Raw genomic sequence first — 13,638 nt, forward strand, 5'->3', positions numbered from 1 at the left:
AGAGCCCCCAATCAGTTTGCAGAGAATTTTTCAAATAGGAAGTTTGCAGGTTTAATACCTTCACTATCTAACCAACTGCGAACCGCTTCAACCATAGGAACAGGACCACATAGGTAGACATCGACATCACCACCATTGAGCCAGTCATTTTCAATATGACCTGTCACATAACCTTTACGTTCATGTTGAGATTCAGGGTTTGCAACAACAGTACGATATTCAAACCACGGGAACTTTTGTGCCAATTCATCCAGTTTTTCTAGGGCAACCAAATCAAAATCATTGGTCACACCGAAGACCAAGCGAACAGGTTGCTCCGAGCCTTTTTCTTCGAGTACTTGCAACATTGACATGAAAGGAGCGATACCGGTACCACCAGCAAGCATTAGCACAGGGCGCACCACATTACGTAAGTAGAAACTGCCAAATGGACCTGTGAAAGTCATTTTGTCGCCTGCTTTGGCAGTCGCACTTAAAAAGCCACTCATTTTGCCGTTCGGCACGTTACGTACCACAAAACCCGTTAAGCGGTTGCCTGGTTTAGAGCTAAAAGAATATGAACGGGTTTCGCTCGTGCCAGGAATCGCCACGTTGACATATTGCCCAGCAAGAAAGTGAATATCTGGTTGACCTTCATCTAGTTGAATATCAAAAGTGATGGTGGAGTCAGATAAGTTGTCGACACGAGATAAAGTTCCTTCAAACTGATGAATTTCAGTTTTACACACATCCGAAGATGCTTGAATTTGGAACACTGCATCAGAAGTTGGGCGGCATTGGCAAGCCAGAATGTAGCCTTGTTCTGCTTCTTCAGGGGTTAACGCATCTTCAATATAGGTTTCTTCAGGCATGTCATAACTTCCTGATTCACAGAAAGCACGGCACGTTCCACAAGCACCATCACGGCAATCTAGTGGAATATTAATTTTTTGACGGTAAGCGGCATCAGATAAAGTTTCACCCTGAGCGACGCGAATAAAACGGGTAACACCATCTTCAAATTGAAGTGCAATATTGTGGTTTGACATGGCTAGAATCCTACTAAAAACTTTGAAACTTGACCTTCAGTCAACATTCCATTTGACTGAAGGGATAACGCTTGAATCAGAGGTGATAAATGTCAATCACTTGATTGATATAGTCGTTTTTCAGAACCACGTATTTGCTTAAAATTTGTGGTTGAGCGCCTGAAAAATCGATTTCATAACGTGACATGCCGAAATAGCTATAGTTGGTTTTGTAACGGAAACTTAAGGTATTCCAGTTAAAACGCACAGTCACTTTGCTGCCTTCACGTGCCAAGACTTCAATATTGCTGATGTTATGGCTGGTGCGGGTATCTGGCATGGTTGCTGAAGAGCGTTCAGTTTTAATACGGAACACGCGATCTTCTAAACCTTGGCGGTCTGGGTAATAAATCAGCGAAATTTCGGATTGTGGATCTTCAGTTAAACGATCATCATCATCCCAAGCGGGCATCCAGAATGATGCTGCTGGGGCATAACAGTTCAACCAGTCATCCCATTGCTCATCGTCTAGAAAACGTGCTTCTTGATAGAGGAACTGCGAAATTTGCTCCAGAGAGATGTGGTCTAATGTTGCAGTGGCATTCATGCGATCTCTCCTTGTTCATTCACAAGTGCTTTTTCTGAGGCAATAGCGTGTTTCATGCTTTCTAACCAATATTGATGTTGGGCAAGATACAGACCTTCATCTTCGGTTTTAATACCACTGAGTTTTGGTTTTAAACCAATTTCATTCGCGGCATCATCAGGTCCTTGAATCCAGTGTTTTGAACCACGACACATGTCATTCCATTCCAGTTCAATACCTGCATAACCCGCTTGGCATGCACGGAATTCTTCTAAGTCATCTGGTGTTGCCATACCTGAAGCATTAAAGAAATCTTCATATTGGCGAATACGGCGTGAACGTGCTTCTGGCGCTTCACCTTTTGGTGCGATACAGTAAATCGTCACTTCAGTTTTATTGACTGCAAGTGGACGCAAGACACGAATTTGTGAGCCGAACTGATCCATCAAATAGACATTTGGATACAAGCAAAGGTTACGTGAACGCTCGATCATCCATTTCGACATTGGTGCACCGAATTTCTCGGTATACTCTTTTGCTTTCGGGAAGTTTGGACGGTCTTCTGGGTTTGCCCATTGTGTCCAAAGCAACATGTGACCATTGTCAAAGCCATATGAACCACCGCCTTGTTTGCCCCATGAACCTGCGCTCATGGCACGAATGTTGTCACCCGCTTGCTTTTCTTTACGATGTTGAGTAGTTGCAGCATAGTTCCAGTGCACCGCAGAGACATGGTAACCATCGGCACCATTTTCAGCGGTCAATTTCCAGTTGCCTTCGTAAGTGTAAGTTGATGCACCACGTAAAACTTCGAGACCTTGTTCCGACTGATCCACAATCATGTCGATGATTTTGGTGGTTTCACCTAAAAATTCTTCCAGTGAAGGAACATCAGGATTCAAGCTACCAAACAAGAAGCCTTTGTAGTTTTCAAAACGTGCTACTTTTTTCAGGTCATGTGAACCTTCTTGATTAAAGCAATCTGAATAACCAGCTTCACTTGGATCTTTTACTTTTAGCAATTTACCTGAGTTGTTAAACGTCCAACCATGGAATGGGCAAGTGTACGTTGCCTTGTTACCACGTTTATGACGGCAGAGCTGTGCACCGCGATGTGAACAGGCATTAATCATTGCATTCAATTCACCATTACGGTTACGCGCGATGATGATCGGCTGGCGTCCCATATAGGTGGTGTAGAAATCGTTGTTGTTTGGAATTTGGCTTTCATGTGCCAAGTACACCCAATTGCCTTCAAAGATGTACTTCATTTCAAGGTCAAATAAGGCTTGATCAGTAAAGACTGAGCGATGCAGTTTAAATTCGCCAGTTTCAAAGTCATCGACAAGCAATTCATCAATACGGTCAAGATGACTGGTGTTAATTACAGGAATACGAGGCATGTCCGTTCTCCGAGGTTCCAAATGAGGGGAACTATCCGAAATGACAATCTTCTTGTCATTTCGGCTCCTAAAATGTGGGGTTAAGCGCTAGCGCGGCGACGTTCAACTTCAGTAGAAGGAGAGCCTTGCTGTTCTTTCACTAACTCAATATTGAATGTGATGTGTTTGAATGGCTGATTCAGACCACGACGAGCAATTTCAGCTTCATCTGTGACATCGACAGCGGTTGCCACTAGACCATCACGTGTTGCGAATGCGAAGTCATCCCAAAGGTATTTGTCACCTTCGATGTTGAACTGTGTTGTCAGCTTGCGATAACCAGGAGCAGAGACGAAATAATGCACGTGAGAAGGGCGGTTACCATGACGACCAAGTTTGTCGAGTACAAACTGAGTTGTACCTTCTGGTGGGCAGCCATAGCCAACAGGCATCGTGGTTTGTGCTAGGTATTTACCATTAGCGTCAGTCAAAATGGTGCGACGTAAATTGAAATCAGATTGTGACTTGTCAAAGAATGAATAGTTCCCCAATCTGTTGGCATGCCATACTTCAACTTTGGCACCTTCAATGATGTTGCCATCAGTATCTGTGACTGTACCTTCAATAAACAAAGTTGGGATTTTGTCTGTTTCGCTACCATCATCCATACGGGCAAAACCAACAGATTCTGGTGCGCCAGCAACATAAAGTGGACCTTCGATGGTACGTGGTGTGCCACCCGAAATACCAGCTTTAGCATCAGCTTCATCAGCACGTAAATCAAGATAGTGTTCCAAACCTAAACCTGCTGCAAGAAGCCCTAATTCATTGGCTTGACCAGCGTCAGTAAAGTATTCCAGACCTTTCCACAATTCTGATTGTGAAATATCAAGATCTTCAATAGCTTGGAAAAAATCACCCAGTAAACGAACAACGATTTGTTGTACACGAGCATCAACAGGACCAGTCGCTGTGTCGACGTTCATTTCTTTTACGAGGGCATCAATTTGTTGACGGTTCATACTATAGCTCCTTAAGTATGCTTTGCGTGGCTAGCGCATGTTTGATTGCATCAATACATTTGGCGGGCCACATTCCTTGTGAATACAGGTGTTTTTAACAATTAATTTTTACAATTCAGGAAGCGGGTTTCCCTTTATCCTTTTTACTTAACGGTCATCTTCACGAATAGAAGAGGGATGCCCTTTTAGTGCCATCACTTCAATCTTCATGTAGGGATTTTGTGAGGGCGGATCGTTGGTATTTCTACAAGCAACGTTTCAATCGATTTATACATCTTTCAGCTTCGCTATCTTGATTTGTCTAATTCATGTGGTATACCTTAAAAGAATGAATTAAACCTGTCGAAGATCATTTTGGCATTTTATTATATTTAAAAGGTATGAAGTCTTATGGAACTTAGACACCTACGCTATTTTGTAGCGGTTGTAGAGGAACAAAGCTTTACCAAGGCGGCAGAAAAACTTTTTATTGCCCAGCCGCCTTTAAGTCGGCAGATTCAAAATCTTGAAGGTGAGCTCGGAATTCAATTGTTTGAGCGGGGTAGTCGACCTTTACAGACTACGCCAGCAGGTCAATTTTTTTACCAACATGCGGTTAAACTTTTGTCTAATGCCGAAGAAGTGAAGTCTATGACCAAGCGGGTGGGTATGGTGGAGCGGACGGTCACCATGGGCTTTGTCGGGTCTTTGTTATATGGTTTATTGCCGCGAATTGTGTATTTATTTCGTCAGCAACAGCCGCAGCTTAAAATCGAATTGATCGAAATGAGTACCAAAGACCAGATACAGGCGCTGAAAGAAGGGCGAATTGATGTTGGTTTTGGGCGATTACGTATTTCTGACCCAGCGATTCGCCGTGTGCTATTGCGTGAAGAACCGCTCATGGTGGCAGCACATAGTAGTCATCCTTTGGCATCGCAAAAACAAGGGGTATATCTTGCAGATTTGGTGGAAGAGAGTTTATTTCTCTATCCAAGCCATCCGAAACCAAATTTTTCCACACAGGTTCGGGGCTTATTTTCTGAATATGGCTTAGAGCCTAGAAGCTTGCGTGAAGTGCGTGAAATTCAGTTGGCACTGGGCTTGGTGGCTGCGGGTGAAGGGATCTGCGTTGTGCCTGAAAGTGCGTGTAGTATTCAGTTTCCGCACTTGAACTATATTCCTTTGTTGGATGATGCCGCAGTCAGCCCGATCTTTCTTGCCATCCGAAGTATGGATGAAAGTGAAGATATTCGCTCTTTATTTGACTGTATTTATCAGGTCTATGACCTTGAAGCGATTAAATATGATCGGGCGGTGCTTTAATACCTTAAGAGTCTGGTCTTTAATGGTAACTGGAAAGAAAGCGGGAGATTTCTCGCTTAAATTTGAAGGGTTCATTAATCAGAATGGCATGGCCTGAACGCTCAAAAACGACCTGATTGGCATTTTTTACGCTGTTGGCTATAATTTTTTGCCCTTGAGCTGGATAAAGCGTCGACTTTTCACCAATAAAAAAGGTGGTTGGACAGCTCAGTTCGGCAATCGCTTCACGATAATCTTCATCGTGATACAAGTAGTTATTGATATACCACGCCAGATAATCCAGGCGATGCAACGGCAACAAGTGCTTTTGCAATTTGTCGTATTTTAGCGCCGTGTTCCAAAGCACGGGGCTAAAAGTATGGTTGTTCTGTAAAAGAATGAATTTACTCCAAATCTTAATAAATTCCTGACGTGAAGCTGGTTCAAGGTCCTCAAGACTGCGAACAGGAGGTAGGGCTGAGAAGAACAATGAAATTTCAGCCAAGAGCTTTTTAAAATCCAGATGCTGTTGACTCAGTAGCCCATATGGCCAATGTGTATCGACACCAATTTTGGGCGCTTGATCGATATGTAAATAACGATTGAGGTACTGTTTTAGATTGCCATATTTCATGCCATGCATGGCTGTAGTTGCTCCCATAGAAAAAGCAATCACCGCAAATTCTTGATACTTTAATTGTTGGATTAAAGCTTCTAAATCACGCCAATGACTAGGAATCGCGTCTATTTCGGGTATACGACAGTTTTTTGAGCGACCAAAGCCACGCCAATCGGGGATAATAAACTTAAATTGTTTACTGTTCTGAAGTAAAAAGGGCATCCATTGCCAACTTTGCATGCCTAAACCTGATAACACTAGTACAGGTTTACCCTGACCAAATTCACGAACATACAATTGTTCCTGATCAGGCATGCGGTAGTAAGGCATATTTATTTTCTCTTTTTTAATGTGAATCGAAATTTTTTAAACTGGTAATCATGGTTTCAAGCCATTGAATCCAGACTACTTCTGAATCTATTCCTAACTGTAGAATCATTTTATGAATATATAAAGTCCGATTTTCAGTTTCAGATGAAGAGAAATCTTTATTGTAGATAAGTTGGTAGGTTTTCAGTTTTTCTTGATGCAAGACAAGGTGCCGTTCTAATTCGGGTAACACGGTTGCTTCACCAATTTGTGCTTCAGCTCTTAAGCGTACCATCAGCTCTTCACGCAGTTGGGCGGGAGGGCTTTGTTTGACCATCCAGTCAGCCAGTTCGGTACGCCCCATTTGTTCAACTTGATAGGTCTTTTTTCGACTGGTTGCACTTTCATCTTCAATCGTTGAAATCCAACCTTTTTGCTGCATCGCACTGAGTTCACGATAAATTTGCTGATGCGTGGCATTCCAGAAGAAGCCCATAGAACGGTCAAAGCGTCGTGCCAGCTCAATCCCCGTACTTGGTTTTTCAATCAGACTGGTCAGAAGAACATGCGCTAAGGACATAATGGTTTTCAACAGATTTAAGTTAAAAGCATTATGCAACATGTTGCATAGATTTCAAAATTAGATTATAAATTAGTGCAACAAGTTGCATAAAAGCAAATTTAGCCAGCACATTGCAAGCCATGGAGGTCTCATGTCCAATTTTCCACATTTACTCGCCCCATTAGATTTGGGATTCACCACGCTTAAAAACCGTGTCTTGATGGGTTCTATGCACGTTGGTCTTGAAGAAGCACCCGGTGGTTACGACCGTATGGCAGCTTTTTATGCTGAACGTGCCAAAGGCGGTGTGGGACTGATTGTGACAGGTGGTATTTCACCGAATGATCATGGCTTAACCTTTAAAGGCGGTTCTAAGCTCGATACACGTGAAGAAGCTGAACACCATAAAGTGATTACTCAAGCGGTACATGATGCTGGTGGTAAAATTGCTTTGCAAATTTTGCATACAGGTCGCTACTCATATCAAAAAGAGATCGTGGCACCATCGGCAATTCAAGCACCGATTAACCCAAGCCGTCCTAAAGAATTAACCTCTGCTGAAGTTCAGCAAACCATCGATGATTTCGTGAACTGTGCCAAACTCTCGCAATATGCAGGTTATGATGGCGTAGAAATCATGGGTTCAGAAGGTTACTTGATCAATGAATTTATTGCTGCGCGTACCAACCATCGTGATGATGAGTGGGGTGGTAGCTATGAAAAGCGTATCCGTTTTCCGATTGAAATTGTTAAACGTACTCGTGAAGCAGTGGGTGAAAACTTCATTATCATTTACCGTTTGTCGATGTTGGACTTGGTCGAAGGTGGTTCAAACTTAGACGAAGTTATCCATCTTGCGAAAGAAATCGAAAAAGCGGGAGCGACCATCATCAATACCGGTATTGGTTGGCATGAAGCGCGTATTCCGACCATTGCAACCAAAGTACCGCGTGCTGCATTTACTTGGGTGACCAAAAAGTTAAAAGGCAGCGTTAAAGTTCCATTGGTGACTTCTAACCGTATTAACACGCCGGAAATGGCTGAGCATGTATTGGCTTCTGGTGATGCAGATATCGTGTCTATGGCGCGTCCAATGTTGGCAGATCCAGAGTTTGTGCTTAAAGCTGAACAAGGTCGTAGCGATGAAATCAACACGTGTATCGGCTGTAACCAAGCATGTTTAGATCACATCTTCTCGATGAAGATTGCAACTTGCTTAGTCAATCCACGTGCATGTTATGAAACTGAACTAATCTTCAAAGAAGTTGGTCAAGCGAAAAATATTGCGGTGATTGGTGCGGGTCCAGCAGGTTTAAGCTTTGCAACGTATGCAGCAGAGCGCGGCCACAACGTGACTATCTTTGAGGCAGCGAACCAAATTGGTGGTCAGTTCAATATTGCGAAAACTGTGCCGGGTAAAGAAGAGTTCTATGAAACTTTACGTTACTTCAAACGTAAAATTGAATTGTTACAACCGAAAATTAAGTTGCAATTGAATCATAAGGCGACTTATGAAGAATTGAGCCAAGCCAACTTTGATGACATCGTGGTGGCGACAGGTGTAACACCGCGTGAATTGAGCTTTGAAGGGGTTGATCATCCAAAAGTATTGAGCTACATCGAAGTATTAAAAGAGCGTAAGCCAGTCGGTAAGCGTGTTGCGGTGATTGGTGCGGGCGGTATTGGTTTCGATACGTCTGAATACTTAAGCCATGAAGGTGAAAGTGGTAGCTTAAACCCGCAAAAATTCTATGCAGAATGGGGTATTGATACCGACTATAGCAATGTAGGTGGTTTAAAACAGCCAGAAGTTGAAGTTTCAGAGCGTGAAATCTTCTTGCTACAACGTAAACCTACCACTGTAGGTGCCGGTTTAGGTAAGACCACAGGCTGGATTCACCGTGCTGGTTTGAAAAACCGTGATGTGCAAATGATTGCAGGTGCAAGCTATGAAAAAGTGGATGACCAAGGTCTACACATTATTGTGAACGAAAAACCAATGCTGTTGGAAGTGGATAACGTGGTGGTGTGTGCAGGACAAGAGCCGTTCACAGCTATGTTTGATCAACTCAAAGCAGATGGTAAAGCAGTACACTTGATTGGTGGTGCAAAAGAAGCTGGTGAGTTGGACGCGAAACGTGCGATTCGTCAAGGTGCTGAACTTGCAGCAGTCATTTAAAGTCAGGGGGACCTTCGGGTCCTCTTTTCTATTTTGATCATGATTAGATAGAGAATAAAACAATGCAATTAAAACAAACTCAACAAGCATTACACCAATGGCATCAAATGTTAGCGACTCGTGACATGAGTTTGTTAAATGAACTTTTAGCGGATAATGTTGTATTTCGCTCACCTGTTGCCTTTCATCCTTATGAAGGCAAAGCAGTTGTCACCTTTATTTTGACCAATGTAATTCAAGTCTTTGAGAACTTTACGTATCATCGTGAATTTTTGACGGATAATGCACAATCTGCGGTACTCGAGTTTTCAGCCAATGTCGGTGATAAGACACTTAAGGGGATTGATATGATTCAATTCAATGCGCAAGGTCAAATTGTCGATTTTGAAGTGATGATTCGCCCGAAAAGTGGTTTGGAAGCTTTGGCAGCTCAAATGGGGCAGCGGATCAAACAGTTTCAACCTGGCTAAGTTTGTCTAGTAATCACGCGATCATTAGAGGTTATGAAAATGTGGTTAAAACTTTCAACCTTGGCGTTATTACCTGTGGTTGTATTTCAAGGTCTCAGGGTGAGGAAGAATACACCGCGGCTTGCAGAAGCCAGTGGTGATCGTGACGGGATTTGTGGGCAGGGACAACCGTTATCCTTGCTGATTTTAGGTGATTCAGCGGCAGCAGGTGTGGGTGTTGAATCACAGCAAGAGGCACTTTCGGGTTCGATCTTGTCCTGTTTGCAAGATGAATATCGGGTACGCTGGAAATTGCATGCGAAAACTGGAGATACCACGCAACAGGTGATTGCTGCGACGCAGCTTTTGGCACATCAACAGTATGATGTGGTGGTGACTTCCATTGGCGTCAATGATGTCACCAAACTCATGTCTGCTAAAAAATGGCTGAAACAGCAGCAAATATTGTTTCAGGACATCCAAAAACGGTTTCATCCTCGGCTGATTATTGTATCGGGTGTACCACCTATGCAGCACTTTGAAGCATTGCCACATCCATTGGCGTGGCTGTTTGGGCAGTATGCCACTCAGATGAATCAACAGTTACAGCATTGGTTAGCGCCTCAGGCACAGTTTGAGTTTCTACAATTTGATATCCAGTCTTATCAAGCCATGAATTTGCCAATGGCAAGTGATGGTTTTCACCCAAGTAAAGAGATTTATACTATTTGGGGGCAACAAATCGCAGCATTGATACGGCAATCTTTATACTCATAGTCAGAGGTCATATATGAATATGAGCAGATCAACTTTTAAAAAAATCAAAGAAATCAGTTCAGAGTGGTTAGATACACTCTTGGGCGCGGAACAACCTAAAATGTATTATGACCCGCAAGGGACAAGTAAAACCATTTTAGAGAGGTTACCGCAACTCCAGCAGAAATATCGTCCGACGCCGTGGTTATCGAATACCCATGCCCATTTGCTGTATTTTGATGTGGTTAAAAAGCGTCGTATTCAGCTTGAATATGACCGTATTGATCAGCTGACCATGCAAGATGGGGGAATTACGGCAGTCGCTTGGTATGGCTTAGATTTACCCGCAGAGACTCCAACCATTGTGGTTTTACATACCATCACTGGGAATTTGGCCAGCATGCGCGAGTTGGTGAGAGATTTACATCAACATACAGGTTGGCGCATAGCCTTGTGTTTACGCCGTGGTCATGCGGATTTGCCGTTACCTGTACCTAAAATGAGTTTGTTTGGTTCAACCTCAGATTTACGTGAACAAGTGGCTTATATCCAGCAACAATTTTCAGACACATCTTTATATGCAGTGGGCTCATCTGCGGGTACAGGTTTATTGGTGCGCTATTTGGGTGAGCAAGGACTTGATACACCTTTTAAAGCGGCTTTTGCCTTATGTCCGGGCTATAACACCGAACTTGGCTTTGATAACATTCATCCGTTTTATAGTAAGGTCATGACCAAAAAGTTGTTTAAGACTTTTATTCATCCCTATGTGCAAACGTGGCAGCCTGTGGCATCGCTGCCGAAGGTGTTGGCAGTTAAAACACTTGCTGAATTTGAGAAAAGTTATTTTGAATTGGCTGGATTTCAAGATTATGCCAGTTATACCCAAGCGATTAACCCAATTCACGTATTTGAAAATATCAAAATTCCATTGATGGTTTTAAATTCGGAAGATGATCCCGTGTGTCATATCAAAAATTTTGAGCCCTATAAATCACTGATCCAGCGTATGGACAATATTATTGTTGTGACCACCAAAAAGGGCAGTCATTGTGGTTTTTATGAAGGTGTTACCCACACCCGCTCTTGGGCGGCAAAATTAATGGCAGATTATCTGAAGTTACATATAGATTAAGATGTTGATGTTTTAATTTCACAAAAAAACCAGTTCATTGGAACTGGTTTTTTCACATCATCTTGACATTATTTGTTATCTAATGCAGGTGTAGCAGCAGCAATTGCAGCGGCAACAGCATCATCCTCAGACTGAGTCGAATAATTTGGCTTCGGCTGTTGTGCTGGTTTATCTTCGACTTTTTTAGGTGCTTCTGTTACTTCAGTTGCAGCTGGTTTAGGTGCTTCTTCACGCACTTCACGACGGATTTCAGTCGTGGTATTCGGGGTTTCTTGACGCTCTACTTCAACTTGAGCAGGAATAACAACTTCTGCTTCAGGTTGTGATGCTTCTAATGGTTGGAACTGTACTTGTTCAGTTGGTTCAGATGCAGCTTGAGCAGTTTCAGTTTGCTCATCCTTCGGCTCTTCTTTTTTCACACATGCCGTAAGTAATAAACCCATTGCAAGGGCGCCACAAATTAAAAATTTCTTATTCATAATTGCACAAAATAAAGCATAAATAGAGTGCGCATAGTATAGCAGTAAAATAGCAGATGAAAAATCCTGAGATTCCCTACTAAATTTTTATCGGAAATGCTGATAGAATAGCCAATTGTTTATTGATCTATGAATTGCTGCTAATTGACTTTGCTTTCTAGGTACAGAGTAAAGTAAAATCGCACAACATTGTAGGCCGATTTAGGCTCCATTGTACGAGAAACTTAATGACCCATTTTATTTTCGTTACTGGTGGTGTAGTTTCATCACTAGGTAAAGGTATTTCAGCTGCTTCAGTTGCTGCACTTTTAGAAGCCCGTGGTTTAAAAGTGACCATGGTCAAAATGGATCCATACATTAATGTCGATCCAGGGACGATGAGCCCATTCCAGCACGGTGAAGTTTTTGTCACAGAAGATGGTGCTGAGACTGACTTGGATTTGGGTTATTACGAACGTTTCTTGCGTCGTGCAAAAATGACCAAGCTAAACAACTTTACTTCTGGTCGTGTTTATCAAGACGTACTTAATAAAGAACGTCGTGGTGATTACTTAGGCGGTACTGTTCAAGTAATTCCCCATATTACAGATAATATTAAAGAACGTGTTCTTCGCGCAGGCGAAGGTTATGACGTTGCCATCGTAGAAATCGGTGGAACAGTAGGTGACATTGAATCTCTCCCATTCATGGAATCTGTACGTCAGCTTATGGTTGAATTAGGTCATAAACGTACCATGCTTATGCATTTGACGTTGTTACCTTATATCAAGTCTGCGGCTGAGTTAAAAACCAAACCAACGCAACACTCTGTAAAAGAGCTGCTTTCAATCGGTATTCAACCAGATATCCTAATCTGCCGTACTGAATACGATGTTGATGCAGATACCACACGTAAAATCGCCTTGTTCACGAACGTAGAAGCGCGTGCAGTTGTGGTATGTAAAGATGCGAAAACAATTTATCAAATTCCTCGCACATTCTATGAACAAGATGTTGATGATTTAATCTGTGAACGTTTTGGCTTTAATGATTTGCCAGAAGCGGATCTTACAGATTGGGACAATGTAGTAGAAGCATTGTTAAATCCTGAATACACGGTTCGTGTTGCGATGGTGGGTAAATATGTTGAACTTCCAGATGCGTATAAATCTGTAAACGAAGCATTGTTACATGCAGGTATTCAAAACCGCGTTAAAGTTCAAATCGACTATGTGAACGCTGAAGACCTTGAAAGCCAAGATGTAGCAACTGCATTGAAAGATGCTGATGCGATTCTTGTACCAGGTGGTTTTGGTGAGCGTGGTACTGAAGGCAAAATGAAAGCAATTCAGTATGCGCGTGAAAACAATGTGCCATTCCTTGGTATTTGTTTAGGCATGCAGTTGGCTGTAATCGAATTTGCACGTAATGTTGCAGGTATTGCAGACGCAACTTCTACAGAATTCAACCGTTCGACTAAATCACCATTAATTGGTTTGATTACAGAATGGTTAGATGAGCGTGGAGAAGTACAACAGCGTAGCCTAGAATCTGACCTTGGCGGTACAATGCGTTTAGGTGCTCAAAAATCTGAATTGGTTGAAGGCACCAAAACACGTGAAGTGTATGGTAAGGCTGAAATTGTAGAGCGTCATCGTCACCGTTACGAAATGAACAACCGTTTCATTCCTGCAATTGAAGCTGCGGGTATGAAGGTTTCAGGTTATTCTCCAGTGCAACATTTAGTTGAAACTGTTGAAATTCCTCAACATCCTTGGTTTATTGCTGTACAATTCCACCCAGAATTTACAAGTTCTCCACGTGATGGACATCCATTATTTGCAGGTTTTATTGGTGCAGCGAAAGCAAAACATCAAAAAGCTTAAATAA

The 13,638-nt window shown here is 42.5% G+C and carries 13 protein-coding genes; 6 read left to right on the forward strand and 7 right to left on the reverse strand.

Annotation, left to right across the window (positions count from 1 at the left end; translation table 11 throughout):
* Nucleotides 1–11 precede the first annotated feature (11 nt).
* The 4 genes from benC to catA all read right to left on the reverse strand — a co-directional run bounded on the left by benC (nucleotide 12) and on the right by catA (nucleotide 3,997).
* Nucleotides 12–1,028 carry a benzoate 1,2-dioxygenase electron transfer component BenC gene (benC, locus tag MKI85_RS03840; RefSeq protein ID WP_241625140.1) on the reverse strand — a complete coding sequence of 339 codons (1,017 nt, stop codon included), beginning with the start codon at nucleotides 1,026–1,028 and terminating at the stop codon, nucleotides 12–14.
* A 76-nt stretch (nucleotides 1,029–1,104) separates the two neighbouring features.
* Complete coding sequence (gene benB, locus MKI85_RS03845) at nucleotides 1,105–1,614, reverse strand: benzoate 1,2-dioxygenase small subunit (protein WP_241625142.1); 510 nt, start codon at nucleotides 1,612–1,614, stop codon at nucleotides 1,105–1,107.
* Nucleotides 1,611–2,996, reverse strand: coding sequence for a benzoate 1,2-dioxygenase large subunit (gene benA, locus MKI85_RS03850; RefSeq protein ID WP_241625144.1), 1,386 nt, complete (start codon nucleotides 2,994–2,996; stop codon nucleotides 1,611–1,613). Before benA ends, benB begins: the two co-directional genes overlap by 4 nt.
* Before the next feature lie 80 nt (nucleotides 2,997–3,076).
* Nucleotides 3,077–3,997, reverse strand: a complete 921-nt coding sequence (catA, locus tag MKI85_RS03855) for a catechol 1,2-dioxygenase (RefSeq protein WP_241625146.1) — start codon at nucleotides 3,995–3,997, stop codon at nucleotides 3,077–3,079.
* Between the two features lie 390 nt (nucleotides 3,998–4,387).
* Here catA and MKI85_RS03860 point away from each other — a divergent pair, with 390 nt between their 5' ends.
* Nucleotides 4,388–5,302, forward strand: coding sequence for a LysR family transcriptional regulator (locus MKI85_RS03860; protein ID WP_241625149.1), 915 nt, complete (start codon nucleotides 4,388–4,390; stop codon nucleotides 5,300–5,302).
* Nucleotides 5,303–5,321: 19 nt separating this feature from the next.
* Here MKI85_RS03860 and MKI85_RS03865 read toward each other — a convergent pair whose 3' ends face one another.
* Complete coding sequence (locus MKI85_RS03865) at nucleotides 5,322–6,230, reverse strand: alpha/beta fold hydrolase (RefSeq protein WP_241625151.1); 909 nt, start codon at nucleotides 6,228–6,230, stop codon at nucleotides 5,322–5,324.
* Between the two features lie 16 nt (nucleotides 6,231–6,246).
* Nucleotides 6,247–6,789: a PadR family transcriptional regulator gene (locus tag MKI85_RS03870; RefSeq protein ID WP_241625328.1), complete on the reverse strand. Its 543-nt coding sequence runs from the start codon at nucleotides 6,787–6,789 to the stop codon at nucleotides 6,247–6,249.
* A gap of 133 nt (nucleotides 6,790–6,922) precedes the next feature.
* On the opposite strand from MKI85_RS03870, the gene MKI85_RS03875 reads away from it, so the two are divergent.
* The 4 genes from MKI85_RS03875 (at nucleotide 6,923) to MKI85_RS03890 (ending at nucleotide 11,290) form a co-directional block, all read left to right on the forward strand.
* Nucleotides 6,923–8,950 carry an NADPH-dependent 2,4-dienoyl-CoA reductase gene (locus MKI85_RS03875; RefSeq protein ID WP_241625162.1) on the forward strand — a complete coding sequence of 676 codons (2,028 nt, stop codon included), beginning with the start codon at nucleotides 6,923–6,925 and terminating at the stop codon, nucleotides 8,948–8,950.
* A 62-nt stretch (nucleotides 8,951–9,012) separates the two neighbouring features.
* Nucleotides 9,013–9,420 carry a nuclear transport factor 2 family protein gene (locus MKI85_RS03880; RefSeq protein WP_241625164.1) on the forward strand — a complete coding sequence of 136 codons (408 nt, stop codon included), beginning with the start codon at nucleotides 9,013–9,015 and terminating at the stop codon, nucleotides 9,418–9,420.
* Nucleotides 9,421–9,459: 39 nt separating this feature from the next.
* The gene (locus MKI85_RS03885; protein WP_241625166.1) at nucleotides 9,460–10,176 is read left to right on the forward strand and encodes an SGNH/GDSL hydrolase family protein; all 717 of its coding nucleotides are present in this window, start codon (nucleotides 9,460–9,462) and stop codon (nucleotides 10,174–10,176) included.
* A gap of 19 nt (nucleotides 10,177–10,195) precedes the next feature.
* Nucleotides 10,196–11,290, forward strand: a complete 1,095-nt coding sequence (locus tag MKI85_RS03890; RefSeq protein WP_241625168.1) for a YheT family hydrolase — start codon at nucleotides 10,196–10,198, stop codon at nucleotides 11,288–11,290.
* A gap of 68 nt (nucleotides 11,291–11,358) precedes the next feature.
* On the opposite strand, the gene MKI85_RS03895 is transcribed toward MKI85_RS03890, so the two are convergent.
* Nucleotides 11,359–11,769 (reverse strand): internalin, encoded by a 411-nt coding sequence (locus tag MKI85_RS03895; protein ID WP_241625170.1) that lies wholly within the window; start codon nucleotides 11,767–11,769, stop codon nucleotides 11,359–11,361.
* 227 nt (nucleotides 11,770–11,996) lie between these two features.
* On the opposite strand from MKI85_RS03895, the gene MKI85_RS03900 reads away from it, so the two are divergent.
* A complete protein-coding gene (locus MKI85_RS03900; protein WP_241625172.1) occupies nucleotides 11,997–13,634 on the forward strand; it encodes a CTP synthase in 1,638 nt (545 codons plus the stop codon).
* Nucleotides 13,635–13,638 lie beyond the last annotated feature (4 nt).

The sequence above is a fragment of the Acinetobacter zhairuonensis genome (genome assembly GCF_022601715.1).
Taxonomy (GTDB): domain Bacteria; phylum Pseudomonadota; class Gammaproteobacteria; order Pseudomonadales; family Moraxellaceae; genus Acinetobacter.

What these genes read in the sequence shown, in the direction of transcription:
- benC (WP_241625140.1), bottom strand. Translation starts at nt 1,028, where the DNA reads ATGTCAAACCACAATATTGCACTTCAATTTGAAGATGGTGTTACCCGT.
- benB (WP_241625142.1), bottom strand. Translation starts at nt 1,614, where the DNA reads ATGAATGCCACTGCAACATTAGACCACATCTCTCTGGAGCAAATTTCG.
- benA (WP_241625144.1), bottom strand. Translation starts at nt 2,996, where the DNA reads ATGCCTCGTATTCCTGTAATTAACACCAGTCATCTTGACCGTATTGAT.
- catA (WP_241625146.1), bottom strand. Translation starts at nt 3,997, where the DNA reads ATGAACCGTCAACAAATTGATGCCCTCGTAAAAGAAATGAACGTCGAC.
- MKI85_RS03860 (WP_241625149.1), top strand. Translation starts at nt 4,388, where the DNA reads ATGGAACTTAGACACCTACGCTATTTTGTAGCGGTTGTAGAGGAACAA.
- MKI85_RS03865 (WP_241625151.1), bottom strand. Translation starts at nt 6,230, where the DNA reads ATGCCTTACTACCGCATGCCTGATCAGGAACAATTGTATGTTCGTGAA.
- MKI85_RS03870 (WP_241625328.1), bottom strand. Translation starts at nt 6,789, where the DNA reads ATGTCCTTAGCGCATGTTCTTCTGACCAGTCTGATTGAAAAACCAAGT.
- MKI85_RS03875 (WP_241625162.1), top strand. Translation starts at nt 6,923, where the DNA reads ATGTCCAATTTTCCACATTTACTCGCCCCATTAGATTTGGGATTCACC.
- MKI85_RS03880 (WP_241625164.1), top strand. Translation starts at nt 9,013, where the DNA reads ATGCAATTAAAACAAACTCAACAAGCATTACACCAATGGCATCAAATG.
- MKI85_RS03885 (WP_241625166.1), top strand. Translation starts at nt 9,460, where the DNA reads ATGTGGTTAAAACTTTCAACCTTGGCGTTATTACCTGTGGTTGTATTT.
- MKI85_RS03890 (WP_241625168.1), top strand. Translation starts at nt 10,196, where the DNA reads ATGAGCAGATCAACTTTTAAAAAAATCAAAGAAATCAGTTCAGAGTGG.
- MKI85_RS03895 (WP_241625170.1), bottom strand. Translation starts at nt 11,769, where the DNA reads ATGAATAAGAAATTTTTAATTTGTGGCGCCCTTGCAATGGGTTTATTA.
- MKI85_RS03900 (WP_241625172.1), top strand. Translation starts at nt 11,997, where the DNA reads ATGACCCATTTTATTTTCGTTACTGGTGGTGTAGTTTCATCACTAGGT.